Raw genomic sequence first — 25,860 nt, forward strand, 5'->3', positions numbered from 1 at the left:
ATCAGCCGGATGCGAGAACTCCTGAAGCTTGCACTATCGAAGATTGATCGCGGCGCGTGGGCGCGCTTCTTCATCGCGATCTTTGGCCTGACGCTGGCGTTCTCGGCGGCGATGCTCTCAACCGTCGCCAACGAAGCCGGTAACGCGATTGCTGGAATCATCCTCGCGAGTTCCGCGCTCCTTCTCGCTGTCGTCGTCGGTATTGCCGTCGTCCCCTACTTGGCAAAGCGAGTGCGAATCCGGCGCGTACGCGACGCTCTGAACTATGAGGTCACGCGCGAAGGCACGATCTATCTCGTGCTGGCACTCGTGATCGGGATCGCCGCGCTCAACACCGGCAATAACCTTCTCTTCATTGTGGTCTCAGCGATGCTGGCTGCGGTGGTGGTTTCGGGCGTCGCGAGTGCCATGGTGTTGCTCGGCCTCGAACTCGAAGTGATCGTTCCCGAGCACCTGTTTGCCGGCAGTGTCGCGATGGCGCGACTTGTGCTTCGCAACAAGAACCGTCTGGTGCCTGCATTTTCCGTGAGCGTCGTGCCGCCGAAGCATAAGAAGGCGAAGAAGCACATCACGATGCATCGGTCATCGTTTCGCTTCCCGCCCAAGTCTGCGCCTGGAAAAGAATGGTTTCTGTGGCCGGATCTATCGGTCCGTTGGGAGACCGAAGCGCAGCCATCCGAGGAGCTCTTTCGCGGCACGGTGTACTTTCCATTCATCCCGGCAAGGCAATCGGCCCAGGCCGAAGTCGAACTCAGCTTCGCGAAACGCGGTTCGTATGCACAGAGCGGATTCGGGCTTCAAACCCGGTTTCCATTCTCGTTCCTGACCAAGACACGGACGATTGCGATGAAGCGCGAGGTTGTGGTGTATCCCTCTGTCGATTCCACGGACGAATACTTCGAGATGCTGCCATTGATCACGGGAGAGTTCGAATCGTACGTGCGCGGACGTGGATACGACCTCTATCGCATTCGCGATTACGCGATGGAAGATTCAGCCCGCCACGTGGATTGGAAAGCAACCGCGCGCACCGGCGACCTGAAGGTCCGCGAGTTCACGCGCGAGGATGAGCGGAAGCTGCGCATCGTATTCGACAATCCCGAACCCGGGCGAATTTCTCCAGAAGGCTACGAACGTGGGGTGCAACTCGCGGCGTCGCTGGCATGGCATTTTGCAGGAGATACGACCGAACTCTCGTTCGCGGCGCCGGGCTATTCAGGGTCGAACGAGATCTACGAATTTCTGCGGTATGCAGCGCTGGTACAGCCGAAACCGGGTGAATCCGTGCTCGATGGGTTGGAAATCACGGACGACTACAACATCGTGATCACGCCGCGAAAGCGTGGGAGCATTCCGACGCCGCTCTGGAACTGCTCGTATTTCCTCTTCCTTGAGTAAGAGCAATCAGCGAAAAAGTGACGGATTTGCTTGCATGAGAGCTGGATTGGGTCTAAAGTGCCGTCCCACCTGTGGGCGAATAGCCGTCCTCCCCCCGAGGCGGCGTTCGGGAGGACTTGCAATGCCAGCCATCCTCGAACTGCTGAAGCAAAACCACCACGATCTCCATGTTGTGCAACACGATCAATCGGTGATCGAAGCCGTGCACTTCATGGTGGAGAACAACGTAGGCGCAGTGCCTGTGTTAGACCACGGACATTTGGTCGGCATCTTCTCCGAACGCGATGTCATGACCCGCGTCGTGGTGCGAGGCATGGATCCGCACAGCACAACCGTTGAAACGGTGATGACGCCGGAGCCACTCGCGGTCGCGCCGGAGACGTCGGTCCACGACTGCATGGTACTGATGAAGCAGCACAAGTTTCGGCACCTGCCGGTATGCGAAGGCCGAAGGCTGGTCGGCTTTCTCTCGCTCCGCGACCTTCTGTTGTACGAGGTAGATGAGAAGGACGTCGAAGTGCGCATGATGCGGGCGTATATCGCGAGCTGACGGTTTGCGCGGCTGGCGTGGATCAACCGCGATAGACCGCCAAAGTCAGGAGCACGGCGGCGAGTTCGCTGGTGAGGATCAACCAGTAGGCGCTGGGACTCTCCTTGCGTTTCACCAGCCCCAGGGGCATGGTTGCGACCCCGGCCGCCAGTTGCACCACGATCCAGACGACAAGTAAACGTGCAAGCTGCCACGGCTTGATCTGCAGGAGGAGGGCGGCTCTCATGCGCTCACGGTGCGGGCTTTCAATTTCGCGATGTCGCGGATTTGGCAGCAGAGCCACTCGGCTTCGTTGTGGTCGCGTAACGCGTTGCCCATTGGGTATTCACGGTCGTTGAGGGCTTGAATCGTAATCGTGTAATACGGAATGCCGCTGCTGCCCCCGCCAGATTGCATGGTGATCTTCGGGTAGATGGCCTTGATCTCGCCTGCGAGCCAGCGCTTATCGCTGTGATAGCCGAGGAGGTTGGTGTGGACCTCGACGGCGTCGGATTTGACCACGATGCGGGCAGTGCCGAACCACAAATTCACGGCAATGAACCAGAGCAGAAGGTCCATCAGTCCGAAGACGATAGGAAAGAGGAACGGCGCGTGCATCACGAAAATAAGTACCTCCGCGCCACCGAAGAAGATGGCGAAGAGCGTGACGCCGATGGCGGAGCTGACGTTTCGTCCGGCAGGAAAGTAGAACTGCGTACCGCCTTCGGGTGCAGCGGATACAACCACTGTTCCACGAACTGGCGCAGTCGGCGGATGGATGCGCTGCTCTTCTTCTTCGTGGGTTTGCCAGTCGGCGAGACTTGGCGATCCTCGAGTCTCGAAAACGGGGACCTCGTAGTTGTCGTCGAAGTTGACGCCGGGGACGTCGGCCTCCGCGCGCAGGAGCCAGAGAATTTCGTTGGCCGAAGTCGTGTGATCGGTGGCTGGCATGTTACGCGGAATTTCGAACTCAACCGGGATGGCGCTGCCTGTTGGGCCGGCCATGATGTACTCGGAACCGAGGTTCGTCGTGTCCTTCCAACGAATATGATCGCTCGTGGAACGGTCTTTGCCGCTGCCGCTGGTGACGCGATTCAAGCACGTAAGCGAAAGGTTGATGCCGTGCGGTAATGGGTAAGGCAAGCGGACGTCAATCGTGCCGCGAAGTTTCCCGCCGAGAGGCGCGGGCAAGGATTGCATTTGGAGGAAAGTGCGGCCAAAACGGAGTTGCCGCAGCGTCTGCACAATGGCGGTGACCAGGAGAAAAATGCCGACCGCCGGGAAGAGCCCAACGACAATGTAGGCCCACTTATTCGGCTGTGGGTTCTTGGTTACGGCGAAGGCCGCGCCCCACGAAATCGCGTTCCAAACCAGGGCGAAAAACCACAGACCGAGGGCCGAATAGCGAGAGGCGCCATTCGCGCGGCTTTGCGCCCAGTCTTCGCGCCAAAGCCAGGGGGAATCCGGGTTGGCGGCACGAATTGCATTCACCCGTTTTTGCGTGCGTCCGGACTGCAATCCTGCGGCGAAGATGAGTGCGCCGAATCCGGCGAAGACCAGGCCGAAGATGATCCCTATCCACGGATTTTTGAAGTTGGGATTATCCAGATTCTTTGCGCTCATTCCGGCGAAGAAAAGTCCCATGCCAATAAAGGGCAGGCTAAACAGCATGAGACAACCGCTGCCGGCGTTCGAACTGGATGAATTCGACGACGAGGTGAGCGTAAATGGCATGGTGGTGGCGGCATTATAGGCCGGAAAGCTGCGCTTTCCGCGGCAACGTTTCCGGCAGAAGCTCAGAAATACCTACAGCAGCCCACCTTCGGAACGGCACGCCCATCCAACTCTCCAAAACGTACCCAAATTCATGCTGAACGCCTTCTCTCGAGGGTGCACGAACGAGGGCACGCAATTTTGAACGCCGTTTTTGGAGATGGGAGACATGCGGAAGATTTCGTTATTTGTTGCGTTAGCCGCTTTGTTAATGCTGGCGCCGGCCCTGTACGCGCAAGACCACGTGGAAGTAGGTGTTTTCGCGGATTGGACGCGGCTCTCGACCGGAAATATCGACAAGAATTACGTCGGTGTAGGTGGGCGTGTTGGATTCAACGTCAATCGACACGCGACGATCGAAGCGGAAGGTACGTGGGACCCCAACCGTGCGATCACGTTCGTTTCCAACACGGGCGGCGTGCTGAACACCTATAGCACCGACCTGCACCTTGTGAACTTCATGGCTGGTCCGAAATTCCAGACTTCCGGACCGGTCCGCATCTTCGCAACGGTAAAAGGCGGACTGCTGAATTTCAATTACGGGAACAACAGCTTTACCTCGCAAGTGAATGGGGTTCCCGACGGCGGTACGCATGGCGTGCTGTACCCGGGCGGTGGTCTTGAGGCGTACCTGGGACCTATCGGCCTGCGCGTTGATGTGGGTGACGAAATCTACTTCTCCAATGGAGCACATAACAATCTGAAGGTCTCGGCAGGACCGACCTTCCGGTTCTAAGAACAAATCACAATTCGAGAAGCGAACGGGCAGCTTGATCCAGGGCTGCCCTTTTGCTTTTTGTGACGTGCGACACAGCGCGATCCGGTGGCGGAAGTTACGATTTTCATGGTTCGCCATGAAAGACACCTTCGAACATCTGCTGGACGAGATTGGGTGGAACATCCTCGGAGCGTTGCAGCAGAACGCACGCATTCCATACGCGGAGTTGGGTCGAATCGTTGGGCTTTCGACGCCGGCGGTGACGGAACGCGTGCGCAAGATGGAGGATGCCGGGATCATTGTGGGCTATCGCGCACAGATTGACCCGGTAAAGGTGGGGCTGCCGATCCTGGCCTTCGTGAATGTGAAGGTCGGCGGCGAGAACCTGACGCGCTTCATGGAATTGGCGGGCGAACATCCCGAAGTGCTGGAATGCCATCGCGTTACTGGCGCCGACTCGTTTCTGATCAAGATCGCGGTGGCGGATGTAGGGCACCTCGAGCGCCTGCTCGATGCGCTGATGCCCTACGTTGCGACGACTACGCAGATGGTGCTTTCTACGGCGCTGGCGTGGGGGAATATTGTGCGTGCAGGCGAGGCGACCGAGCCCGCAGGCCGAACTTAACGAACTGCAACTCTATAGTGAGTTGGACTTTTGTTTCTCGCCTGAATTCCTAAAACAACCATCATTTCTGCATGTAAAACGCCTATTCGCTTTACGTAGGATTTTCCTATTGCAAGCTGCGCACAGGCGCGCTTGGCGAGGCGACATGATTACGGCGGAACTGCGGAAGTTTGCGTGGAACGATCGGGATGTGGATGTTGACGACGATGGATTCATCCTGCAACCCGAACTGTGGGATGCGACATTAGCGCTGGTGCTGGCGCAAACCGATGGCGTTAACGAATTGAGCGAAGCGCATTGGAAAATCATTCATTACGTCCGCGCTTACTTCCGGGAGCACGGTGCCGTGCCCACGGTGCGCGCGATGTGCTCGGAGTCGCAGATTTCGCTGCGGGGATTCTACGAACTCTTTCCTGCTGGGCCGATCCGGGGAGCGTGCAGGATTGCCGGACTGCCAAAGCCCTCAGGGTGCGTTTAGGAAGCTGCGATGGAAAAGCTGATCTATTTCGATAATGCCGCAACGGGCTGGCCGAAGCCGGAGAACGTGTATCGCTTCATGGATGAGTTTTACCGCACGCACGGGGTGAATCCGGGGCGCAGCGGCTACGACTTGGCAATGGAGACCGGTTCGATGGTGGACCGGTCACGCAAGCGCCTGACGAAATTCTTCGGCGGAGATGAGGATGCGCCAGACCGGCTGGTGTTCACCTCCAACGTGACCGATGCACTGAACCTGGTGATTCCTGGTTTGGTGGGGCATGGCGATCACGTGGTGACTACGAATCTCGAACACAATTCGGTGATTCGTCCGGTGAACCATATGGTGCGCGATTGCGGGGCGGAGGCGACGTATGTGCCCTTCAAAGCGCACGGATTCATTGAACCGGAAGCGATTGCCGCGGCAATACGCCCGAATACAAAAGCCGTGGTTGTGAACCACGGGTCGAACGTTATCGGCACGGTACAACCGGTGGCGGATATCGGCAAGATCTGCCGTGAGCGCGGTGTGACCTTCGTGATCGATACGGCACAGACAGCCGGAGTAGTGCCGATCAACATGAGAGCGATGAACGTGGATGTGGTTGCGTTCACCGGTCACAAGGCGTTGATGGGCAGCGTGGGGATAGGCGGGTTGTGCATTCGCAAGCATGTTGAAGTGAAGCGGGTGCGCAGCGGCGGCACGGGCGTTCGGTCGGTGGATCCGTATCATCTCGAGGAGTATCCGTGGCGGCTGGAGTATGGGACACCGAACCTGGTAGGGATCGCTTCACTGTGGGCGGGACAGGATTGGCTCGATGAGCATGGAGTGGAAATGGTCCATGCCCGCGAGATGAAACTGGCGAAGAAGCTGGTGGACGGCTTCCGACAAGTCGAAGGCGTGACGCTCTATTGCTGCGAGAATCTGGCGAACCATCTGCCGACGATATTGATGAACATCGATACGATGGACCCCGGAGATGTGGGCGTGATGCTGGATGTGGACTACAACATCGCAGTGCGCACTGGGCTGCATTGCGCTCCACTGGTACATACGCAGCTCGGTACCGTGAAACGCGATGGGGGAGTGCGCTTCTCGATCGGAGCGTTCAACACCGAAGAAGAGGTAGACGCTGCGATTCACGCGGTTTCTGAAATCGCGAAGTGGGCGATGAGCCGGAGCGCGAAGTCGAGGGTTACGGCATAGACGATCGCGGTCCCGCGGCCAGACCGTGAATGCCAAGCTCGCTGTACACTCGTTCGAACTTTGGTGCGGAGGGCAGGGGATGTTATTGAAGATCGCGCGCAGGTCTGCGCTGTGGATGGCTGTGGTTGCGATGTCGCTGATGGCGACGGCGCAGCCAACGGTAAAACCGGAGAGCGTGGGACTCTCGTCGGAGCGGCTGGAGCGGCTTGGCGCGGCGGTACAGAAGAGCATCGACGACAAGCAGATTGCGGGCGCGGTAACGCTGGTATCGCGCCATGGGCAGATTGCGTGGTTCAAGGCGCAAGGGATGGCTGATCGCGAAGCCAACAAGGCGATGCGTCCGGATGAGATGTTTCGCATCTGCTCGATGACGAAGCCGATTACGAGCGTGGCCGTAATGATGCTGTACGAGGAAGGGAAGTTCCTGCTCGACGACCCAATCTCGAAGTACATTCCCGAATTCAAGAACCCGAAAGTTCTGGTAAAGCCCGCGCAGGGGGATCCTTACACCATCCCGGCGAAGAACGAGATCACGATTCGCGACTTGCTGCGGCACACGTCCGGCGTTACGTATCACTGGAACGAAGACCTTGGGCCGTATTACCACAAGGGAAATGTCGCGCATGGGCTAGCGCAGTATGACGGCACGATTGCCGATAGCGTGAAGCAACTCGCCCAACAGCCACTGTTGTTCAATCCGGGTGAGCGCTGGGAGTATGGGCTCAGCGTGGATGTGCTGGGGCGATTGGTCGAAGTCGTTTCGGGGATGCCGCTCGATCAATTCTTCAAGACGCGGATCTTCGATCCTCTGGGAATGACCGACACCTATTTCTATCCACCGCAGGGAAAGCTGGATCGCTTGGCGACGGTGTACTGGCTCGACGACAAAGGACTGAAGCGTTTTCCGGACACGCCAGTCGTCGAAAAAGACTTCATCTACACCGCAGATTATCCATACAACGGGCCGAAGAAGTTGTTCTCGGGCGGCGCCGGGCTCATATCAACGGCGCAGGATTATCTGCGCTTCTGCCAGATGGTTCTGGATGAAGGCAAGGTCGGCAACAAGCGACTGCTGAGTCGCAAGTCGATCGAACTGATGTCGCACGATCAATTGGGGAAAATCAATCCGGAGGAAGGTTTTGGGCTTGGATTCGGGGTGGACGGTGTGAAATCGCCGCTGCATGAAATCGGCACGCCCGGCGAAGTCCAATGGGGCGGCTTTTACTACACGGAGTTCGTGATCGATGCGAAAGAACAGATGATCGTGATCTTCATGTCGCAACTCAAAAACAACGGTGGCGCGACGATCAATGAAGCGGCAAAAGCGCTCGCGTTCCAGGCGATCATTGATTGATGTAGAGCACGCACAGCCACGGCTGACGGATGCTACACTAGAGGTGTTGTGGCTGTGCGGGTCCCACCTGCCATTTTGCAGCCAAAATAAGAGCGCGTAGCTCAGTTGGTAGAGCACCTGACTTTTAATCAGGTGGTCATGGGTTCGATCCCCATCGCGCTCACCATTCCTTCCAATTCTCACTGCGATCACAAATCGACCAGTGCACTCGTGATGTGCGAACTCGTGGATTCCCGGCTTTTTATCTAGAGACATCGCGAACGATGTCTGGATGTTTGCCGTTGTCTGGTTGCGCCTTGTTGCTGACGGGGGATGCGGCCGATTGCCAGATTTCCGATGGCAACGAAATGGGAAAAAGTTCTGTTTTGGCCAAAAAAGACAAAACAAAGACCGTTTTATCGTAAACGGTCATGAAAATGATTGACTCAGGCTAATAAAGGGCATTAGGATTTTTGGCGATCCCGAACTATGCGTCGCCTTTCACAGGAAGGCGGGAGGAAGATCGTCATGACAACAAACGAGCGCGTGCAGCTATCAGAGCGCATCCCAGGCACCGTGCGTCAGGTCCTACTTTTGGTTCTTTTCTGTTTGTTAGCTGTGCCGTTATTTGCGCAGTTTGATACCGGCACGATTACCGGAACCGTGACTGATTCCTCCGGCGCCGCAATCCCCAGCGTAAAAGTCACTGTGACCAACACAGGCACCAACGTTCAGAAGACGGTGACGACGAACGCGACCGGATATTACGTCGCGTCGGAATTACCGGTCGGAAATTACGTAGTGAGTGCGAATTCGACCGGCTTTGCCGAGACAAAAAGCCAGAGTGTTGTGTTGAACGTAGGCGCGGTCGTACACGCGAACCTGGCAATGGCAGTCGCTGGGAGCGAGCAAAAAGTTGAAGTGACTGGCACCACGACGTCCGTTGACACCGAGACGGCCCAAAGCGGCACCACGTTGAACGCGACGCAGGTGGCGAACCTTCCGATCAACGGGCGCGACGTGAGCAACTTCCTTGAGATCGCTCCGGGGTCGGTGGCTTCAACCACATTCTTCCAAGGGAGCGTCAACGGGCTTGAGAACATTTTCACCGGTCTGAACATTACGGTTGACGGCCAGAATGCCTCACGCGGAGACATTAACGGATTCCTCGATACGGAAGGCCAGGAACTGGCGCGGGTCACGCGCGCGAGCGTCGACAGCATCCAGGAAATTGACTTTACTAACAGCGGTTTCAGCGCTGAAGCGGGACGGTCACTGGGCCCGCAGATGAACATCATCACCAAGTCGGGCACGAACGACTTCCACGGGACAGCGTTTGAGTTCCTGCGGAACGACGCACTGGATGCCAAAGACTACTTCAATAACGGCAAGGCTGCCCCACTGAGGATGAACCAGTTCGGCGGCAACATCGCCGGTCCAATCATCCGCAACAAGCTCTTCTTCTTCGCGAATTACGAGGGCGATCGCACGCACATTACGAACTTCAATGCGCTGTACGAGACGCCAAGTGCGTATATGCGTTCGAGGCCACATGACCCTCGGATGGATCCTGTCTTCGCGCAACTGGCGCCGGTTCCGGTGGGATGTACCAGTATTCCTGCGCCGGCTTCCTGCGCAGTGCCAGGAACCACGGATACCACCGACGCGACAAGTACCGCGGGCGGCGCGCAGCTCGTGTATGAAACCGCGTCGTTGCCCGATATTCTTCGCGAAGACACCGGGTCTGTGAAAGTTGATTGGAACATTTCGGACAAAGATCGGATTTTCTTCCGCTACAACATCAATGATTCGTTAACGGATTACACGTATGGATTGAACCAAGGACAAGTTTCGCCGCAATCCATGCGGACGCAGTTGTTGAAGGTGGATGAGACGCACACCTTCAGCCCGACATTGCTGAACCAGCTGAGCTTGGCGTTGAACCGGTTCTACTCAAACACGGACTCGAATACGCCAGAACCATTTGTGGGGTTCAGCGGCTTCTTCACTAACCTCGGCAATCTGCCGGGGCCGAACACGTTCAACCAGATCACGCCGTTCAATGTGTTTGAAGTGTTTGACAACGTCACGAAGACGTCGGGGCGTCATACGCTGCATTTTGGCGCACAGATTCGCGCCAACCAGTTGAACGAGTGGTTGCGTCCTCAGCAGGTGTACCAATTCGGCGGAGCAAACATCTTTCAGCCGGATATGTTCCACGATTTCCGGACCGATAACCCGTTCGTTTTGCAAAAGATCGGGTTCCCGGGATTTGTGGGCGTGACCAACTCAAATTGGGGTCTCTATCTCCAGGACGATTGGAAGGTAACGCGCACCCTGACGTTGAATATCGGCGTTCGTTACGAGTACAACACCGCGTGGAGCGAGCGTCACAACATCGAGCAGAATTTCGATTTCGCGACGCAGGCCTTCCTGCCGCAAAACCAGGACATCTACAACGCGCCGAAGGGTGATGTTGCGCCGCGCCTCGGCTTCTCGTGGGACCCGTTCGGCACTGGAAAGACGGTGGTACATGGATACTACGGTCTGTTCTATATGCCGATGCAGTACGGCTTCGGGATGATCGGGAACATTCCCGATTACCAGAGCTATAGCGTGAATGTGTTCCAGGCGATTTTCGGAAATCCTCCGTTCTCGATCGCCTATCCGTCACCCAACCCGCCGTTGCAGCCAGGAACGCAAAACGTAAATATCTTCCCGAGTAATCCTCAGGATCCTTTCTCCGAGAACTGGATGTTCGGGATCGAGCAGGAGATTGCCCCAAACACGGTTCTGGCCTTGAACTACATTGGCAACCACGCTATGCACATGCAGGCGGGCGTTTCGTTCGCGAATGTGAACCTGAATCCCGCTAACCCATTCACGCAGGCGCGTCCGCTATCGGGATACGCGAGCGAGAACTATCTGTGCGATTGCCTGTTCTCGAAATACAACTCACTGCAAGCGCAAGTGCGGCACAACATCGGGAAGTTGAATTTCGAAGCGAACTATGTCTGGTCGCACGAGATTGACGACCAGATGAACTTCCTGAGTCCCGGGTATACCAACCCGGCCGACCCGAAGGCTGACATTGCCAGCGGCGATTGGGACGTGCGTCAGAACCTGACAGGCAGCGTGGTGTATGCGTTCGGAAACCTGAAGGGAGAAGCGGCGTGGAAACGGGCCATCCTGGGCGGATGGCAGGCTTCAACCATTCTCCAGGCGCGGTCTGGCTTGCCGGTGAACATCACGCTGGTGAGCGGATTGTTTGGGAACCCGACGCGTCCGAATCGCGTGGCGGGACAACAAGGCTACCTGTCGGACATAAATTGGCCGAACAGCAGCTTCAACTCCGCCGCTTATGAGATCAATCCTAACTACACCGGCGACTGGGGCCCAGTGTGGGGCAACACGGGACGGAACGACCTGCGTGGTCCTGCCTTCGTGCAGTGGGACATGTCGGGGATGAAGAACATTCCGATCACGGAAAGGGTAAACCTGCAATTCCGTGCGGACATCTTCAACATCCTGAACCACCCGAACTTCGCAACGCCCGATGGTGGAATCTGTAGCTCGATCACTGGGGCGTTCACGGATGCCTCTGGATTCCATCCGGCAACCTGCGCGCCGAATCCGAACTTCGGCCGCACCGGACAGACAGTTGCTGACTCGAACACAAGCCAGATCGGACCGGGAACCAACCGGCAGATCCAGCTCTCGCTGAAGCTGGTTTTCTAGCGGAACGCAGCGACCTCCCTACCAGGCGGCAGCAAGAGATTGTTGCCGCCCATTTTTAAGAGTTTCTTTCGCGGTAGATGATCGGCAAACAATCCGGTTTCCAGGCGCGACTCCGATACACCGTTCTTAGTACCTGTAGTTTGAGGGGCAATGTCAAAGCAAAGTAGTTCGAACTACGATAAGTTCCCCGTGATTGCGGTTCCCGATGCGACCTGTGACGTGGGCTGGAAGGCTATTACACAGACGCTCAGGAAGACGGCGATCCAAGGGAGATTTGTAGTTTGTGTGGAGTGTTATCCGGGCTGTTTTGAAGGAAATATTGAAGCCGAGTTGGTGAATGGACTGAAACCGCACTCGGTCATTAGGTCAGCGGAGTGTTACAAGTCCGAAAATGAAATCAGAACACTAACTGCACGCGATCTCGGGGACGACCCCGTTTTCGCGTTTATGAACAACTATGAACTCTCCGAGTTCCTCGACGAGCGCAAACTTGGAGAAAAGCGCGCCGATCTGAATACAGCCGACGGCCTGGTTTTGGTTATAGGAACCGGAGCTGCCCTGATTGCAGAACACTGGGACCTGCTGGTTTATTGCGACATGGCGCGTTGGAAGATTCAACAACGTCAGCGCGCCAACGAGATCGCCAACCTGGGACTGGAGAACGCGACTGAACGTGCTTCGTTGAAATATAAGCGCGCCTTTTTTGTGGATTGGCGCGCCGCAGATCGCCTGAAGAAGCAACTCCTGCCGAAGATTGATTTCGTACTCGACACCAACGATCGAGCTACGCCGAAGATGATCAACGGAGCGCAGCTTGCAGAAGGATTGCGGATCGCTGCGCACCGTCCATTCCGAGTCGTGCCATTCTTCGATCCTGGGCCGTGGGGCGGACAATGGATGAAGGAAGTTTGCGATCTACCGCGCGACGCCGAAAACTATGCATGGTGCTTTGACTGCGTTCCCGAAGAAAACAGCCTGTTACTGGCGTTCGGCGATGCGCGGGTCGAGATCCCGTCCATCAATCTGGTGTTTGCCCGCCCACATGAGTTGCTGGGAGAAGCGGTGCATGCTCGCTTCGGAACAGAGTTCCCGATCCGCTTCGACTTTCTCGACACGATGGATGGCGGCAACCTTTCTTTCCAAGTGCATCCGTTGACCGAGTACATCCAGGAAAAGTTCGGGATGAACTACACGCAGGATGAGAGCTATTACATGCTCGATGCCACCGAAGAGGGCTGCGTGTATCTCGGATTGAAAGAGAACATCGATCGCGGGCAGATGATCGATGACCTGCATCTGGCGCAAGAGGGCGAGATCCCGTTCGACGCGGAAAAGTATGTCAATCGCTTTCCGGCGAAAAAGCATGATCACTTCTTGATTCCCGCCGGAACACCACACTGTTCGGGGAAGAACAGCATGGTGCTGGAGATCAGTGCGACTCCCTATATCTTCACGTTCAAGATGTGGGACTGGGGCCGTTTGGGTCTCGACGGAACCCCGCGACCGATTCACCTCGAGCATGGGCTTCGTAACGTGCAGTGGGACCGGACGACAAAATGGGTAGAAGAAAACCTGGTCAATCATACTTCGGAAGTCGACCGAGGCGAGGGTTGGGTAGAAGAACGGACAGGGCTGCACGAGCGCGAGTTCATTGAAACGCGGCGGCATTGGTTTACTACCCCGGTGCGACACAACACCAATGGCGGCGTGAATGTTCTGAATCTTTGCGAGGGTCGTGAGGCAATGGTAGAGAGTCCGACCAGCGCATTTCCGCCCTTCGTCGTCCACTTCGCGGAAACGTTCATCGTTCCGGCAGCGGTGGGTGAATACACGATCCGGCCTCATGGCGAGTCGGAAGGGAAGCGCTGCGCCACGATTAAGGCTTTCGTCCGTAGCAATCCTTAAACGACAGTGAGGGACCCATGCAACGTATGCATCGCGCTGTTGCGGTGTTTCTGTGCTGCCTTTCGCTGGCGGCGTGTGCCGCAGCCCAGCAATTACCGCCGACGGAGAAGTGGACAGCGACGGTCGCCGAGAGGTATGCGATCTACCCGGACGTTGTGTATGGCACGGCAAATAACTACGCGCTGAAACTCGATGTTTGGCAGAGGAAAGATGCTAAGACTCCGGCGCCAACGTTGATCTATTACCACGGTGGCGGATGGATCTTTGGCGACCGAACGGGAGCGACACTCTACTTTCTCCCGTACCTCCAGATGGGCTGGAACGTAATCAATGTCGAATACCGCATGGCGAGCCAGTCACCGGCGCCCGCCGCGGTGGAAGATTGTCGTTGTGCGCTGCGGTGGGTTTATCGCAATGCGAAGCAGTACAACATCGACACGAAGAAAATAGTCGTTACCGGTCACTCCGCCGGTGGCCACCTATCCCTCATCGTCGGAATGCTCCCCGACGGCACGGGCTTGGATAACAACTGCATTGGCGATGAGAAATACGGTGATGCGAAACTGGGCGTTGCAGCGATTGTTAATTGGTATGGACCCTCTGATGTTGGCGAACTCTTGCAAGGGCCGGAACTGAAGAATTACGCGATCATGTGGATGGGAAGCCAAGTGGACGTGCAAACAGTCGCCAAGCGAGTCTCTCCGCTAACGTATGTGCGTCCGGGCCTGCCGCCTGTATTTACAGTGCATGGCGATGCGGATGACGTAGTGCCTTATGAGCAGTCTGTGCGCCTTCACAAAGCGCTCTCAGCGGCTGGAGTGCCCAATGAGTTGGTGACGATCAAAGGTGGCGGTCACGGCCAATTCAACGACGCGCAATTGGAGGACGCTTACACGAAACTGTATGCGTTTCTGCGAGAGCATGGGCTGATGCAGTAGTCAGGGTTTGCCGCTCGTGGGGATGCTTGCGAGACGACCGTCCTGGCTGTGAACGGCTAAGCTTCCCGACTCTTCTCGAAGGTCCGAAATGTCTGGCCAATCGCGCTCCATCGGAGTGACGAAGATTTGATAGCTCGTGGCGATCGTTTCACCAGCCTGAATTGTGCTGAATACGGGGACATCGAAGAGCGTCTTCATCTCTTTTGCGTGTTGTAGGCCGAGCGGAATAGGGCTATTCCCGAATTCCACGCCGCGTGCACGGGTGACGCCATTCCAAGGCGGATAGCTTCGCGCGCAATTCTCTTCCCAAAGAGCTATCCAGGGAAATTGGCAGCGGTCGAAGACGTAACCGGCCGCGAGTTCTAGGCGCCGATTGTGCACGGCGATGTATGCGTTCGATCGTTCTGGCTCTGTGAGAAGCGCAGCAACAAAGCCAGTGCCATTCTTATCAAATGGGAGAGACAGATCGACCAAGTGGCCCTTGATCCACGGCGCGTGCGGCCAGTCAAAGTCGCGATCCACGACAAGACTCTCCCGATCCTCATATCCTAACGGCCAGGTACGACATTGATTCGCCGACAGGTAGAGTTTGGCTTCACCTGCCGAGAAGAGCGGCTCTCCGAATGCTGCATGCTCGACCCATTGGAAATCGAGAGGAGAGTGCTTCACGTTTGTCACGCGCTCTTCGATGTGAACGGTGGATGCGCCGGCGGAAAGCAGAAGGGTGCGCTCGGCACGAAGACCGTAAACGGGCAACAAAGCTTCCATCGTGACAGACGCGCTTACATCGTCCGCGTTGCTGTAGGAGATTTTCCAGTCGCTGGCTACTGCTTCGCCATGCAAAGGCAGCCCTTGATTCGATTCGGATTCGTCCGGCAAGCCGAAATACCCTAGCGCCAGCGCGTGCCCGGTGTAACCGCAAAGCAGGCGCCCGATCGGACCGTCCCCATACGAGCTGGAGTGTAGTTGTGAGCTGAACTGCGAGGGCTCGATCGTTGACCACGGCGACTCGAACAGCGTGTTGTAGGGCGAGCCGCAGAGACGAAAATCTGCGATGTGTCCACCGCCGAGGAGCACTGTGATTTCGACCGTACCGTTCGTAAGGCGAAAGGCGCGTCGGCCCTTCCATGTTATGGGAGCGGCCTCGCAGCGATTCATCCTAGATCGTCAATCCACCATCAATGGCAAAGGCTACACCAGTGACGAATGCTGATTCGTCGGATACCAGGTATAGCGCGGCGAGCGCGATCTCTTCCGCAGTGCCGAAGCGGCCCATTGGCTGGCGTGCGATGAAATTCTTCTTTGCTTCCGCGGGATCGGGGAATGCGGCAAGTCGCTCAGAGAGAGAAGGTGTGTCCACCGTACCGGGGCAGAGGCAATTCACGCGAATATTGTCGCGAACGTAATCCAACGCCATCGACTTCGTGAGCCCCACGACTGCTGCCTTCGTAGCGGTGTAACACGCGCGATCTACGACGGCCCGCAGAGCCGTAGCTGACGCGGTGTTCAGGATCACTCCGCCGCCATGCTCCTTAAAGTGCGGAACAATCGCGTGGCAGAACAGGTACATACTTTTTACGTTGATGGCCATCGCGCGGTCCCACTGTTCTTCCGTGGTGACATCGATCTTGCCAGCCGGCACGATTCCTGCGTTGTTGAACAGGATGTCGATTTTTCCGAAGCGTCCGATCGCTGTGTTCAATGCGTTTTGTACATCCGCGCTCTGACTGACGTCGCCCCGAAGCGCCAGGCAGATTCCGCCTGAACTGGTGATTTTTGAAGCCAGGTGTTCGAGTTTGCCGCCATCGAGATCGATCGCGAGGATGTGGGCGCCTTCCGACGCAAATAGCTCGGTGGAGGCTTTGCCGATTCCAGCAGCGGCGCCCGTAACGATAGCGGTTTTTCCTTTGAGTTTCATTTCTTCGTGGATGCTCCTGTGCCGCCTTCCTGGAAGGCCATGCCGCCTGCGGGAACAAGCATACCGCCGTCCACCAGCAGTGCGGCGCCCGTGATGAACGAAGACATTGGCGAGGCGAGATAAAGAACAGCGTCGGCGACCTCGTCCGGTTTACCGATGCGACCGAGCGCGTGCATTCGATCGCAGGTGCGAATCACGGATTCCGGGTCGGGTGAAAGACTCGCCGCCCAGTGGAGCATCGGCGTGTCGATGGTACCGGGGCAAACGCAATTCACGCGAATGCCTTTATGCGCATAGTCGAGGGCCATGGCCCGCGCCAGACCGAGGACCGCGTGTTTCGAGGTGACGTAAGCCGCGGAGTTCTGGATCGCGGTGAAACTCTGCACCGAGCCGAGCACGACGATTGCACCGCCATTGCTTATCATGTGCGGCACGCAGAACTTCGAGATGAGAAAGCACCCTTTGAGGTTCACTCCGATGACGCGGTCCCAATCGTCTTCAGGAGTGGTAATGACGTCGCCGTAGTATTGAATGCCGGCGTTGCTGACCAGGATGTCAATCTGCGAATGCTTCGTGATGACGTCGCCGACAGCTTGCTCGACATCCTTCGACTTGCTGACATCGCATCGAAAGAATTTGCACTCACCGCCGTGCGCGCGGATCGCGGCTGCAGTCTTCGTGCCTGCGTCCTCGTTAGGATCGAGAATGGCGACTGACGCACCGGCCAATGCGATCTTGCGGGCGCAGGCTTCACCGATACCCATCGCGCCACCGGTAACAACGGCGACCTTGCCGGAGAGATCGATCTTCATAGCCGTTCCCCTATCGCGGAGCTGTATGGAGCCGAATCGTTAATACCTGGAATGGTTTGATGGAGACTGCAATGCCGCCGGAACCGACGGGAAGCGGGGCCTGATTGTCCTCGAGAAGGTTACAAGACCATGCCTGTTCGACCTTGACGTACTTGCTGGCGATTGTGAACTGAGAAGCCTCGCCCGAGGCATCCTGCAGCCGAAGGATTGTGCGATCGCCGTCTTCTGCACGCTTCCAGGTGAGCAGATTGATTTTCGAATTGCTGATCGCGAGCAGTTCAGCTTGTTGGCTCGGGAGCGGCGAGGTGTCTGTCGAAGCGCCGATGTCGTCGCGTTCCAACGGAGTCAGCGCATTCCAGCCGAAGTGATTGAGGGCTGCGGGATCGAACTTCGCGTCGCTGGTGACGGCGTAGCGGAAGGTGAAATCGCCGCCTTGCCATGCTGGAAAGTTCGTGCCCCAGTAATTGTTCATCAGCCACGAGAAGATCGTGCTGCTTTTTGGCTTGAATTCCGCGGGCCATGCGCCGCGCATGATGTCACCGAAGGTCGTGAGTGGTGCGTCGAGCGGAACCACCGTTGCGGATATCTGTGGATTGTAGACGGCGGCCCATGTCGTAGGCAGATACCACTCGCGGCTGCCGCCTGCGAGTTCGTCTTTCGCGGGATTCACCCACCCTGTTTGCGAGCCGTAAGTGAACTGCGGATCGGCGACTGCGAAGGGGAAGGCGATGTAAGCGGATTCGCGAGTGAGCACGCGTTCTTTGTGAACGCGATACGTAAGGAAGACTTGCTTTTGCGAACTGGGTAGGAAGATCTCAGTTTCAATTGAAGTCGTATTGGTCGCACTCGAATGCATCGTGATCCTGATGCCGAGGGGCGTGCGCTGTGCCGAAACGACGGTGGCCGACTGCGCTGCATGTGCGGTCAGCGCAGGAAGATTGAGCCCGGCGCCGAATCGATAGAGCGAGTTGCGTGGGTATTCGTCACCGCCGGTGACGTAGAGATACGCGCCGAATTTATAGGGACTGTTCTGGTCCACCAATTCGCGGCCGAGTTGTTTGTCATAAACACTCGCGATGGCGCCGCCTGAAGGCGCGATCGTAACGCGATAGAAGTCATTCTCGAATACATTGCCGTGAAGGCTTTCGGGTTCGTGGGAAGCCGCACTGGTCGGGCGAATCGTGAAGAGCTTGTATCCGATTGCAGGGACGTCCGAGGCGGTGAACCGCACCCGCACATTGCCAGGACCGAACCCCGGAAGCGAGATGCCCTTGCCTTTGAAGCGAACCTCGAGTGGAACTTCAGATCCCGTCGTGGCATCCACGAGCGTGCTGCCGTCCGGCAGGTCGGTTTCGACGACGCCTGAACGTTTCCAGTTGAGCGAATTGAAAACCGCGACTGACGCTTCTTTCGGATGGACCAACGCTTCCAATTGCGCCCATCCACGCTGGATGGATTCGTCGATGTCGTTGCGCGCGCGTGTGACGCGGGCCCCCTTCAACGCGATCTGGTCTTCGCTCTGGTGGTGTTCCGGCTGCGTCGTCGCGCCAACGTAGGTCCAGGTGTGCTCGTCATACGTCAGCTCGTTCCACCATGCGTCATCGAGCAAAGTGTGATCTGGAATAACACGAGGGTCGATCGACGATACAGCGGCACCCAACACCTCTGCGGTTGCAATCCGATGCTGGTTCTCGCGATGAATCGCAGTGTGGGCGGCGTCACTTCCGTAGCCGTCCTCCCAGTAAGGGCCGAAATCGCCGCGATAAACAGGGATTTCCCCTTTCCACTCTTGCTCGATCTGCGCCATCGCGGAGTGAACCGTCGAGAACTCGAGTTTCGGCCAGGCGTATTCGTGGTTGAACGTGCCAACAATTTCGCTTTGTTCCTTCGCGAGCGGAGTGTTCTCCAACTGCGTACCGAAAATGATCGCGGTGTTCGCCGTATAGTCGGGACGCGTGTAGGCCTGCAGGAAGACCGGCAGCGAATCACGTATAGATTCCATGCGCCACGGTCCGCCAAATAAAGTATGGGCTTGCAGGTAAGCGCGGGAATACCACATCAGCACCCGGTTGCCATCTGGGCCTTCCCAATAAAACGGAGACTTCTCATTCCAACGGCCGAGCAGCATGATCGGCGCGCGCCAACTGTTGCTCGCTGCGATGAAGTATTTGATTCCCGCGTCATGAAGCACCGATGCGTATCCCCATGTGTACGCGGGAACGTCGACGATTTGCGCGGCATCTGCGGTGGGGAGTTTGTACTCACGCGCGAGTTGATGCTGGTTGTAAAACGAGCGCGCCAGCGCCTCCACTGAGGCATTGCCGGTGTGCTGGTTGGCGAACTCCGGTGGAATCGTGATGCTGCCATCGCGAACGTATTGCAAGAACTGCTCGCGCGCTTCAGCAGAACGGCCGTTCAGATATTGAGTGGCCACCCAGCTACCGTCGAGTGTCCAGCGGAAATCTGGCGTCTTCTGGATCAAGCCCATCGCCGCGTCAATAGATTGAGAGTGGAGTTCCGCGACCTTCGCGGCGTAATCGGTGAAGCCCACATCAAGGTGTTCGTGCGGGATGATCGCAACCGCCCATTTCTTTGCAGGAGTGATCGTCGCGGTCGCCTTCGAGCCGCTAAGGCTTGCGGTTGCTTCTTGAGGACCGCTCCATTCAGGGACATCGAAGCTCGCACGGATCTCGCCGAACTCGCACTCGGAGGAGAACTCTTTTGCCAGTTGAGTGCTGCCTGTCTGAAGTTGGATCGTTCCACTCTTGGGCAGCGCGCCTGCGCTCGCGAATACGTCGACGACTTCCGTACTGCCATTCTTGCCGGCACGATAGAAGATCGTTGGTTCAATTTGCGCACTGAACGCGTGGTCGTCGTAAGTTGCAGAGGGATCTTGGGTGAGTTCCAGTGCGTCGTACACCAAGCCGGTGTGTCCGGGAGCGATGGCGCCGAGAGAATTCTGCGGAGTGGCAGGAGCGTCCATTGCGGTGAATACAAGCGTGTTCTCGCCTTGATGTAGCCACGAAGCGGGAATCGCGATTACTTTTTCATCCGTCGACGTTTGGGGAACAAACGTTCCTTCCCAGTCGCCAGCGTTGAAATCGAGCTTGGGATGAAAGTAAAAGTAACCCGAGTGGCCGTTGATTTCCAGTTTCAAAAACGAAAGACGCGGCGTCTCGTACAACATCGCGATTTTAAGGTGGTAAACGCCCCGCGGAGCATCTTTCAACGCAAACTTCAGCGTGTAAGGATGCACTCTCCCACCCGTCATTCCGTTCGCCGGGCCTGGTTGAAAGCGGTACCAGTCAGAGTCCTTGTTGTGTCCAACGACGAACGTTAGGTCACTCTTCGGGTCCGCGTGGTCGATGCCCTGGTCGCGAAACTCGCCCGAAGAGTGATTGAAGGTCCCGAGCTTCCAGATGCTTTGCTCTTGTGCGCCAGCTATAGTTGGCGAAATCAACGATGCGAACAGAACTGCCTGGGCCAGGAAATTCCACCGGGTCTTCATGATCACCATTTCGGTTGCGTGATGACACCGCCGCCGCGGCGAGGGTCGTCTGTCCACGCGCCCATTTCGTGCTGCTTCGAGAGTTCGTGGTAGCGAGCGAGCTTGTCTCGGTCCAGCGACACGCCTAGTCCGGGGCCGGTCGGGACTTTCATCGCCCCGTTCTCGAACTTCAGCATGCCGCCTTCGAGGATGTCATCCTTCAGGTGGTGGTAGTGGGAATCGCAGGCCAGGGTCAGATTCGGCAGGCACGCGGCCAGATGCAGCATTGCAGCCTGCGAGATGCCGAATTCCGCACCGCTATGCATGCCGGCGTCCACACCGAGCGCTTCGCAAATCTGCCCTGCGAGCTTGGCGCGATGAATTCCGCCATACCAGTGCGGATCGAGCAGCACGACATCCAGCACGTCGGCCATGATGTTTGGCGCGAGATCTTCGAAGGCAAACACCGACATGTTCGAAGCCAACGTGACCCACGGAGCCTTTGCATTCACACGTTGCATCGCGCGCATGCCCCAGACGGGGTCTTCGAGGTACTCCATGTTGTAGTCGTGCAGGCGGCGGGCGACGTCAATCGCGGTAGTTGCCGTCCACACTGCGTTGGGATCGAGGCGAATACGGTGTTTTGGGAACTGCTTGCGCAGCGAGATGAAGGTATCAATCTCTTCATCTGGCGGCAGAACGCCGTTTTTGTATTTGAGCGTTTTAAAGCCGTAGCGATCAACGAGCGCCTTCGCGAAAGCAACCATCTGCTCAGCGTTCGAGACTTCGCCCGTCCCCTCGTCATTTGCATAGCGATAGAACAGGTAGGCAGCGAAGGGAACTTCGTCGCGGATGCGTCCGCCAAGGATGTCACAAACCGGCCGGTTCAGCGCCTTGCCTTGAATGTCGAGGAGCGCGAACTCGATACCGGCAAACCCGAGAGCGAATCCGAAAAGCTTCACCGAACTCGGCGTTGCGACCTTCCAGCGAATCCTCTCAAGATTCATCGGGTCTTCGCCAATCAGTTGCGGCTTGAGATCGGCAAGCTGTCCTTCGCGGCTCGCACCTGTATAACACTCCCCGAGGCCGGTGATGCCTTCGTCGGTTTCGACCTCAATAATGATGCGCGAAAAACCAGGATGAGAGCCGATGGAGTAGCGCAAAGGCGCTTCAATCGGGATGAACGCACGCGTCCAGCGAATATCGGTAATTTTCATGAGAGCTCCGCCAGCTAACGCTGGTTGGCGAGTAATTGTCCCTTGATGCCGGCCCGCACGCGACAAATATGCCAGCGGCTGAGATTGGCAAAATACATCTCATCGTGATGCGGACCGCCGAAGGCGATATTCGTGGGACTGGCGAGCATCGTTCCTTCACTATCGGCGACGAATAGTTTGACTTCACCGTTCGGTGAAACGCAATACACATTGTGCGACGCGTAGCAGGTGACGTACAGATTTCCGGTCGCATCGAGTGCCGCGCCATCCGGAACGCTGTGCAGGCCGCTCCCGTATACGCGGGCTTTACCCGTCACTTTACCGCCCGCAACCGGCACGGCGAGTACATTGTCTTCTGTGCTTTGTACAACGAAGAGCGTCTTGTCGTCGGCACTCAGCGAGAGGCCATTCGGGAATGAGAGATCCGAAAGCAGTTTCTCAATCTTGCCATTCGGTCGCAACACGAACAAAAATCCATCGTCGCCGTGAAACTCACCGGAGTCGCTGAAATAAAGATTGCCTTCGCGATCGAAGACGGCAAAATTCGGCGTGCGAAGGCGGTAGCGGCCCACGCGATCCCACGACCGGACGACTTTTCCGGAACGATCGAGTTGAATGAGTGCGCTGAGTTTAAAGTTGCAAACGAACAATTCCTGGCGCGACGAAAATGTCAGGCCAAGATTGAAGCCGCCGAGTGTGGTCACCAGCTTCACTTTTCGTTTCGCGTCGATGCGATAAATTTGGCCGAGTTCACCGCCGGCCCAGAGGTTTCCGTCGGCATCGAAGGCAAGACCTTCAGGATGGTCAAGGCCATCGGCGAAGACTTCGAAACGATCCATCGAGACAAGCGAGGTCATGTTCGAATTAACGCAAAAAGTATATCAATATCACTTGTTTGATAAACAAAAAAACATATATAGTTTCTTTCTGGCGGAAGTCAAGCAAACTCTGACGGTTTCGGGAGTGAATCGATGCGTTTGGTGCAATACCGGGCAAACGGTGAAAGTCGCCTCGGCCTTGTGGTTGGTGACGGTGCGTTTGTCGACGTTGCTTCGGCTGCCGAGAAGGCTGGCAGGGATGCCGCGCCTTTCCAATCGACATTGGCGTTATTGGAGTCAGGTCCGGATGCGCTCGAGTTCGTACGCACGCTTGGCGTAGGCCAGGATGTTGTTCACGTTGACGGCCGCGATTTGGATTTCCCGGTCGCTGCGAAAAAGATCGTCGCCATCGGTTTGAACTATCTCGACCATGCGAAAGAGGCTGGCCAGTCGATTCCTAAGACACCTCTGTGCTTTGCGAAATTCACGTCGAGTCTTTCCGGACCATACGATCCCATCCGATTGCCGGACGCCGAAGCGCAAGTGGACTTCGAAGGCGAACTCGGAGTCGTGATCGGAAAGCGCGCGCATCGGGTGGCAGAATCCGAGGCAATGGAATACGTAGCCGGGTATGTAGTCTTCAATGATGTTTCGGAGCGCCGCTCGCAGTTTGCCGACGGTCAGTGGACGCGCGGGAAGTCTTGCGACACGTTTTCGCCGAACGGACCGTACCTCGTCACCCGAGACGAAGTGGCGGATCCTGGCAATTTGCGAATTACCACGCGCGTGAATGGCGCGGTGATGCAAGATTCGAACACGAACCAATTGATTTTCAAAATTCCTGAACTCATTTCTTATCTCTCGCACAGCTTCACCTTTCATCCTGGCGACATCATCGCCACCGGCACACCGCCGGGAGTGGGTTTCTCGCGCAAGCCTCCGCTTTATTTGCGCGAGGGCGATCTCGTGGAAGTAGAAATTGAAAGTGTCGGGAGAATCGCAAACCGTGTCGAGCGCGGTTACTAATTTCGTCAGTGAGGGCCTAATCATGCGTCTTCTGTTCAAGTTTGTGTGTGCGCTTCTCGTTCTCTCTGCGGTTGCTTTCGCAGAGTCCAAGCACTTCGACTGTAATCCGTCGTTTGGGGCACAAGCCCCCTGGCAAGGCGCCGATGCGGCGTATTCCATTCCCCTGCAGGATGGCCGCGTGGTCTGGATCTTCGGCGACACACTGTATGGAGACAAGCGCGAAGTCAACGGGAACGATCCGAAGATGGTGCACAACTCTATCGGCATTTCGACCTGTAAGAACGGCGAATGGAAGCTCGATTACTCGATCAAGCGTGATGAAAAGGGCAACTTTGACACCTTCTTCAAGCCGCAACGGAACGACGGGACCTACTACTGGGCGCTCGATGGCGTGGAGCACAACAATGAGTTGTGGATCACGCTGGTGTGCGTGCGCAATAAGCCGAATTCCGACGCTTTCGCGCTCGGATTTGAAGTTTGCGGCACCGACCTGGCACATGTAACGGGCATAAAGGATGTCCCGCAGAACTGGAAGATCTCGTACTCGCCGCTCGTTGCGGAGAGCGTGCACGCCAACCCTTCAGCCTCCGCGCTGGTGGACAGCGACAATCTCTACATCTTCACACTGTACGAGCAGGGGTCGCGGCCGCAGATCCTTACGCGCATTCCACTGAAAGGATTGAGGGACCCGCAGAAAAGCCTTCAATATCTCGGTAGCGACGACAAATGGCACGACGGCCTGGAACCGGCAAAGGCGAAGGCTGTCATGAACAAAGGCGCATCCGAGATGTCGGTGCGTTACCACCCTGAGTTAAAGAAGTGGGTCGCCGTGATGGTGGATCCGCAGATCTTCTCGGACAAAGTGATCCTGCGCACCGCACCTTCCATGAGTGGCCCATGGACCGAAGGCGATGTGATCTATCAGGTCCCGATCATGCAGAAGAGCGATCCGCGTTACGACAAGGACACATTCTGCTACGCGGGCAAGGAGCATCCGGAGTTCGAGAAGGCCGGCGAACTCCTGTTCACTTATGTGTGCAACACGATGAAGCCCGCGAAACTGCCTGCTGAGACCGACGTGTATTTCCCGCAGGTAGTGCGCATGCCGATGCCGGAGGCCGCGAAGAAGTAGTCAACGTTCAAGAACACGTTTGCAGAATGCGAGCGTGCTGCGAACGTGTTCGGTCCAATACGGCCAGTCATGACCGCCCGGGAACTCTTCATAGGTGTGTGGAACGCCTAGATCGGAGAGTTCCCGGTGCAGTTTCCGGTTCTGTTCAATCAGAGAGTCCTCGGTTCCGCAATCGAAACGTAATGGTGGCAGATGCGTGAGGTTCGTCTTCGCCCAGTACAGCAGGTCTGTCTCTTGTTCACCGGCGAATAGAAACGCGTCAGGCGGATACGGAATAAAGCGCGAGAGCTGAGATGCGTGCGTTACGGAGGAGTGCGCCGAGATTCCAAGCGTGCGTGCGGCATATTTCATTCCGAGTCGCATCGCACCGAAGCCGCCCATTGATAAGCCAGCGATAAAAAACTTATCGGATCGCAATTGTGGGAACAGTTCACGCAAGCAAGTCGGGATATCGTCAGCGATCCAGGCTTCATAGTTTGCGTGGGCATGCGGCACATAACCTGATCCGTCGCCCCACAAGCCATCGGAAGGCATTGCGATCATCATCGGCGTGGTGCTGCCATCTTGCAGCATCGCGAGTCCAGTGCGATCGATTGCGCCATTCAGCCACCAATTCCATTGGCAGCCGTAAACGCCGTGCAGCAAAAGCAACAGAGGAACGTCGTGCATCGACTCGAATCCGGGCGGGGCAAAGAGCAGTACATCGCCGCGGCCCGGAAGCGCGTTGCCGCGAAAGTTGAGGAACCGCAGGTTTTCACTCCCGGGAATCAGCCCGGAAAGCTGTGCGTTCGGAAATTGTTTTTGCATAG

At 56.8% G+C, this 25,860-nt stretch carries 21 protein-coding genes and 1 tRNA gene; 13 read left to right on the forward strand and 9 right to left on the reverse strand.

Translation table 11 applies throughout. From position 1 onward, the window contains the following. Positions 1-9 precede the first annotated feature (9 nt). Positions 10-1,398: a DUF58 domain-containing protein gene (locus tag ACID345_RS03220; protein WP_011521437.1), complete on the forward strand. Its 1,389-nt coding sequence runs from the start codon at positions 10-12 to the stop codon at positions 1,396-1,398. A gap of 121 nt (positions 1,399-1,519) precedes the next feature. After that, positions 1,520-1,948 carry a CBS domain-containing protein gene (locus tag ACID345_RS03225; protein ID WP_011521438.1) on the forward strand — a complete coding sequence of 143 codons (429 nt, stop codon included), beginning with the start codon at positions 1,520-1,522 and terminating at the stop codon, positions 1,946-1,948. A gap of 22 nt (positions 1,949-1,970) precedes the next feature. Here the strand turns inward: ACID345_RS03225 and ACID345_RS03230 are convergent, their stop codons facing one another. Further along, entirely contained in the window at positions 1,971-2,174 is a 204-nt protein-coding gene (locus tag ACID345_RS03230; protein WP_041855396.1) for a hypothetical protein, read from the reverse strand. Then, positions 2,171-3,661 carry a hypothetical protein gene (locus ACID345_RS03235; RefSeq protein WP_011521439.1) on the reverse strand — a complete coding sequence of 497 codons (1,491 nt, stop codon included), beginning with the start codon at positions 3,659-3,661 and terminating at the stop codon, positions 2,171-2,173. Before ACID345_RS03235 ends, ACID345_RS03230 begins: the two co-directional genes overlap by 4 nt. A 208-nt stretch (positions 3,662-3,869) precedes the next feature. Here ACID345_RS03235 and ACID345_RS03240 point away from each other — a divergent pair, with 208 nt between their 5' ends. From ACID345_RS03240 to ACID345_RS03280, 9 genes are all read left to right on the forward strand, one after another. Next, on the forward strand, positions 3,870-4,436 hold the full coding sequence (locus ACID345_RS03240; RefSeq protein WP_011521440.1) for an outer membrane beta-barrel protein: 567 nt from the start codon (positions 3,870-3,872) through the stop codon (positions 4,434-4,436). A 118-nt stretch (positions 4,437-4,554) separates the two neighbouring features. Then, a complete protein-coding gene (locus ACID345_RS03245; RefSeq protein WP_011521441.1) occupies positions 4,555-5,043 on the forward strand; it encodes an Lrp/AsnC family transcriptional regulator in 489 nt (162 codons plus the stop codon). A gap of 145 nt (positions 5,044-5,188) precedes the next feature. Next, a complete protein-coding gene (locus tag ACID345_RS03250) occupies positions 5,189-5,521 on the forward strand; it encodes a TusE/DsrC/DsvC family sulfur relay protein (RefSeq protein WP_011521442.1) in 333 nt (110 codons plus the stop codon). Between the two features lie 9 nt (positions 5,522-5,530). Further along, positions 5,531-6,727, forward strand: coding sequence for an aminotransferase class V-fold PLP-dependent enzyme (locus ACID345_RS03255; RefSeq protein WP_011521443.1), 1,197 nt, complete (start codon positions 5,531-5,533; stop codon positions 6,725-6,727). Positions 6,728-6,806: 79 nt separating this feature from the next. Then, entirely contained in the window at positions 6,807-8,081 is a 1,275-nt protein-coding gene (locus ACID345_RS03260; RefSeq protein WP_011521444.1) for a serine hydrolase domain-containing protein, read from the forward strand. Positions 8,082-8,171: 90 nt separating this feature from the next. Then, positions 8,172-8,247 (forward strand) — tRNA-Lys (locus ACID345_RS03265). Between the two features lie 341 nt (positions 8,248-8,588). Beyond that, the gene (locus ACID345_RS03270) at positions 8,589-11,798 is read left to right on the forward strand and encodes a TonB-dependent receptor (RefSeq protein WP_011521445.1); all 3,210 of its coding nucleotides are present in this window, start codon (positions 8,589-8,591) and stop codon (positions 11,796-11,798) included. Positions 11,799-11,948: 150 nt separating this feature from the next. Continuing rightward, the gene (locus ACID345_RS03275) at positions 11,949-13,703 is read left to right on the forward strand and encodes a class I mannose-6-phosphate isomerase (protein ID WP_011521446.1); all 1,755 of its coding nucleotides are present in this window, start codon (positions 11,949-11,951) and stop codon (positions 13,701-13,703) included. Positions 13,704-13,720: 17 nt separating this feature from the next. Next, positions 13,721-14,641 carry an alpha/beta hydrolase gene (locus ACID345_RS03280; protein WP_148210001.1) on the forward strand — a complete coding sequence of 307 codons (921 nt, stop codon included), beginning with the start codon at positions 13,721-13,723 and terminating at the stop codon, positions 14,639-14,641. Here the strand turns inward: ACID345_RS03280 and ACID345_RS03285 are convergent, their stop codons facing one another. Genes ACID345_RS03285 through ACID345_RS03310 form a run of 6 tightly spaced genes read right to left on the reverse strand, consistent with a single transcriptional unit; the run spans position 14,642 to position 22,932 of the window. After that, complete coding sequence (locus ACID345_RS03285; RefSeq protein ID WP_011521448.1) at positions 14,642-15,799, reverse strand: aldose 1-epimerase; 1,158 nt, start codon at positions 15,797-15,799, stop codon at positions 14,642-14,644. It abuts the gene before it with no gap. A gap of 1 nt (position 15,800) precedes the next feature. Then, positions 15,801-16,559 (reverse strand): SDR family NAD(P)-dependent oxidoreductase, encoded by a 759-nt coding sequence (locus ACID345_RS03290; RefSeq protein WP_011521449.1) that lies wholly within the window; start codon positions 16,557-16,559, stop codon positions 15,801-15,803. Then, positions 16,556-17,371: an SDR family NAD(P)-dependent oxidoreductase gene (locus ACID345_RS03295; RefSeq protein WP_011521450.1), complete on the reverse strand. Its 816-nt coding sequence runs from the start codon at positions 17,369-17,371 to the stop codon at positions 16,556-16,558. Before ACID345_RS03295 ends, ACID345_RS03290 begins: the two co-directional genes overlap by 4 nt. Positions 17,372-17,381: 10 nt before the next feature. Then, entirely contained in the window at positions 17,382-20,879 is a 3,498-nt protein-coding gene (locus ACID345_RS03300) for a polysaccharide lyase family protein (RefSeq protein ID WP_187148932.1), read from the reverse strand. Positions 20,880-20,881: 2 nt separating this feature from the next. Continuing rightward, positions 20,882-22,075 carry an enolase C-terminal domain-like protein gene (locus ACID345_RS03305; protein ID WP_011521452.1) on the reverse strand — a complete coding sequence of 398 codons (1,194 nt, stop codon included), beginning with the start codon at positions 22,073-22,075 and terminating at the stop codon, positions 20,882-20,884. Positions 22,076-22,089: 14 nt separating this feature from the next. Next, positions 22,090-22,932: an SMP-30/gluconolactonase/LRE family protein gene (locus ACID345_RS03310; RefSeq protein WP_011521453.1), complete on the reverse strand. Its 843-nt coding sequence runs from the start codon at positions 22,930-22,932 to the stop codon at positions 22,090-22,092. Between the two features lie 114 nt (positions 22,933-23,046). Here ACID345_RS03310 and ACID345_RS03315 point away from each other — a divergent pair, with 114 nt between their 5' ends. Both ACID345_RS03315 and ACID345_RS03320 read left to right on the forward strand, forming a co-directional pair. Next, complete coding sequence (locus ACID345_RS03315; protein WP_011521454.1) at positions 23,047-23,919, forward strand: fumarylacetoacetate hydrolase family protein; 873 nt, start codon at positions 23,047-23,049, stop codon at positions 23,917-23,919. Between the two features lie 22 nt (positions 23,920-23,941). Then, positions 23,942-25,051: a DUF4185 domain-containing protein gene (locus tag ACID345_RS03320; RefSeq protein WP_011521455.1), complete on the forward strand. Its 1,110-nt coding sequence runs from the start codon at positions 23,942-23,944 to the stop codon at positions 25,049-25,051. Here ACID345_RS03320 and ACID345_RS03325 read toward each other — a convergent pair whose 3' ends face one another. Further along, positions 25,052-25,858 carry an alpha/beta hydrolase gene (locus ACID345_RS03325; protein ID WP_011521456.1) on the reverse strand — a complete coding sequence of 269 codons (807 nt, stop codon included), beginning with the start codon at positions 25,856-25,858 and terminating at the stop codon, positions 25,052-25,054. Positions 25,859-25,860 lie beyond the last annotated feature (2 nt).

The organism is Candidatus Koribacter versatilis Ellin345, assembly GCF_000014005.1.
Lineage (GTDB): Bacteria > Acidobacteriota > Terriglobia > Terriglobales > Acidobacteriaceae > Korobacter > Korobacter versatilis_A.

Bases quoted from the DNA above. Each gene is read 5' to 3' on its own strand.
- ACID345_RS03220 (WP_011521437.1), top strand. From the start codon at position 10: ATGCGAGAACTCCTGAAGCTTGCACTATCGAAGATTGATCGCGGCGCG.
- ACID345_RS03225 (WP_011521438.1), top strand. From the start codon at position 1,520: ATGCCAGCCATCCTCGAACTGCTGAAGCAAAACCACCACGATCTCCAT.
- ACID345_RS03230 (WP_041855396.1), bottom strand. From the start codon at position 2,174: ATGAGAGCCGCCCTCCTCCTGCAGATCAAGCCGTGGCAGCTTGCACGT.
- ACID345_RS03235 (WP_011521439.1), bottom strand. From the start codon at position 3,661: ATGCCATTTACGCTCACCTCGTCGTCGAATTCATCCAGTTCGAACGCC.
- ACID345_RS03240 (WP_011521440.1), top strand. From the start codon at position 3,870: ATGCGGAAGATTTCGTTATTTGTTGCGTTAGCCGCTTTGTTAATGCTG.
- ACID345_RS03245 (WP_011521441.1), top strand. From the start codon at position 4,555: ATGAAAGACACCTTCGAACATCTGCTGGACGAGATTGGGTGGAACATC.
- ACID345_RS03250 (WP_011521442.1), top strand. From the start codon at position 5,189: ATGATTACGGCGGAACTGCGGAAGTTTGCGTGGAACGATCGGGATGTG.
- ACID345_RS03255 (WP_011521443.1), top strand. From the start codon at position 5,531: ATGGAAAAGCTGATCTATTTCGATAATGCCGCAACGGGCTGGCCGAAG.
- ACID345_RS03260 (WP_011521444.1), top strand. From the start codon at position 6,807: ATGTTATTGAAGATCGCGCGCAGGTCTGCGCTGTGGATGGCTGTGGTT.
- ACID345_RS03270 (WP_011521445.1), top strand. From the start codon at position 8,589: ATGACAACAAACGAGCGCGTGCAGCTATCAGAGCGCATCCCAGGCACC.
- ACID345_RS03275 (WP_011521446.1), top strand. From the start codon at position 11,949: ATGTCAAAGCAAAGTAGTTCGAACTACGATAAGTTCCCCGTGATTGCG.
- ACID345_RS03280 (WP_148210001.1), top strand. From the start codon at position 13,721: ATGCAACGTATGCATCGCGCTGTTGCGGTGTTTCTGTGCTGCCTTTCG.
- ACID345_RS03285 (WP_011521448.1), bottom strand. From the start codon at position 15,799: ATGAATCGCTGCGAGGCCGCTCCCATAACATGGAAGGGCCGACGCGCC.
- ACID345_RS03290 (WP_011521449.1), bottom strand. From the start codon at position 16,559: ATGAAACTCAAAGGAAAAACCGCTATCGTTACGGGCGCCGCTGCTGGA.
- ACID345_RS03295 (WP_011521450.1), bottom strand. From the start codon at position 17,371: ATGAAGATCGATCTCTCCGGCAAGGTCGCCGTTGTTACCGGTGGCGCG.
- ACID345_RS03300 (WP_187148932.1), bottom strand. From the start codon at position 20,879: ATGAAGACCCGGTGGAATTTCCTGGCCCAGGCAGTTCTGTTCGCATCG.
- ACID345_RS03305 (WP_011521452.1), bottom strand. From the start codon at position 22,075: ATGAAAATTACCGATATTCGCTGGACGCGTGCGTTCATCCCGATTGAA.
- ACID345_RS03310 (WP_011521453.1), bottom strand. From the start codon at position 22,932: ATGACCTCGCTTGTCTCGATGGATCGTTTCGAAGTCTTCGCCGATGGC.
- ACID345_RS03315 (WP_011521454.1), top strand. From the start codon at position 23,047: ATGCGTTTGGTGCAATACCGGGCAAACGGTGAAAGTCGCCTCGGCCTT.
- ACID345_RS03320 (WP_011521455.1), top strand. From the start codon at position 23,942: ATGCGTCTTCTGTTCAAGTTTGTGTGTGCGCTTCTCGTTCTCTCTGCG.
- ACID345_RS03325 (WP_011521456.1), bottom strand. From the start codon at position 25,858: ATGCAAAAACAATTTCCGAACGCACAGCTTTCCGGGCTGATTCCCGGG.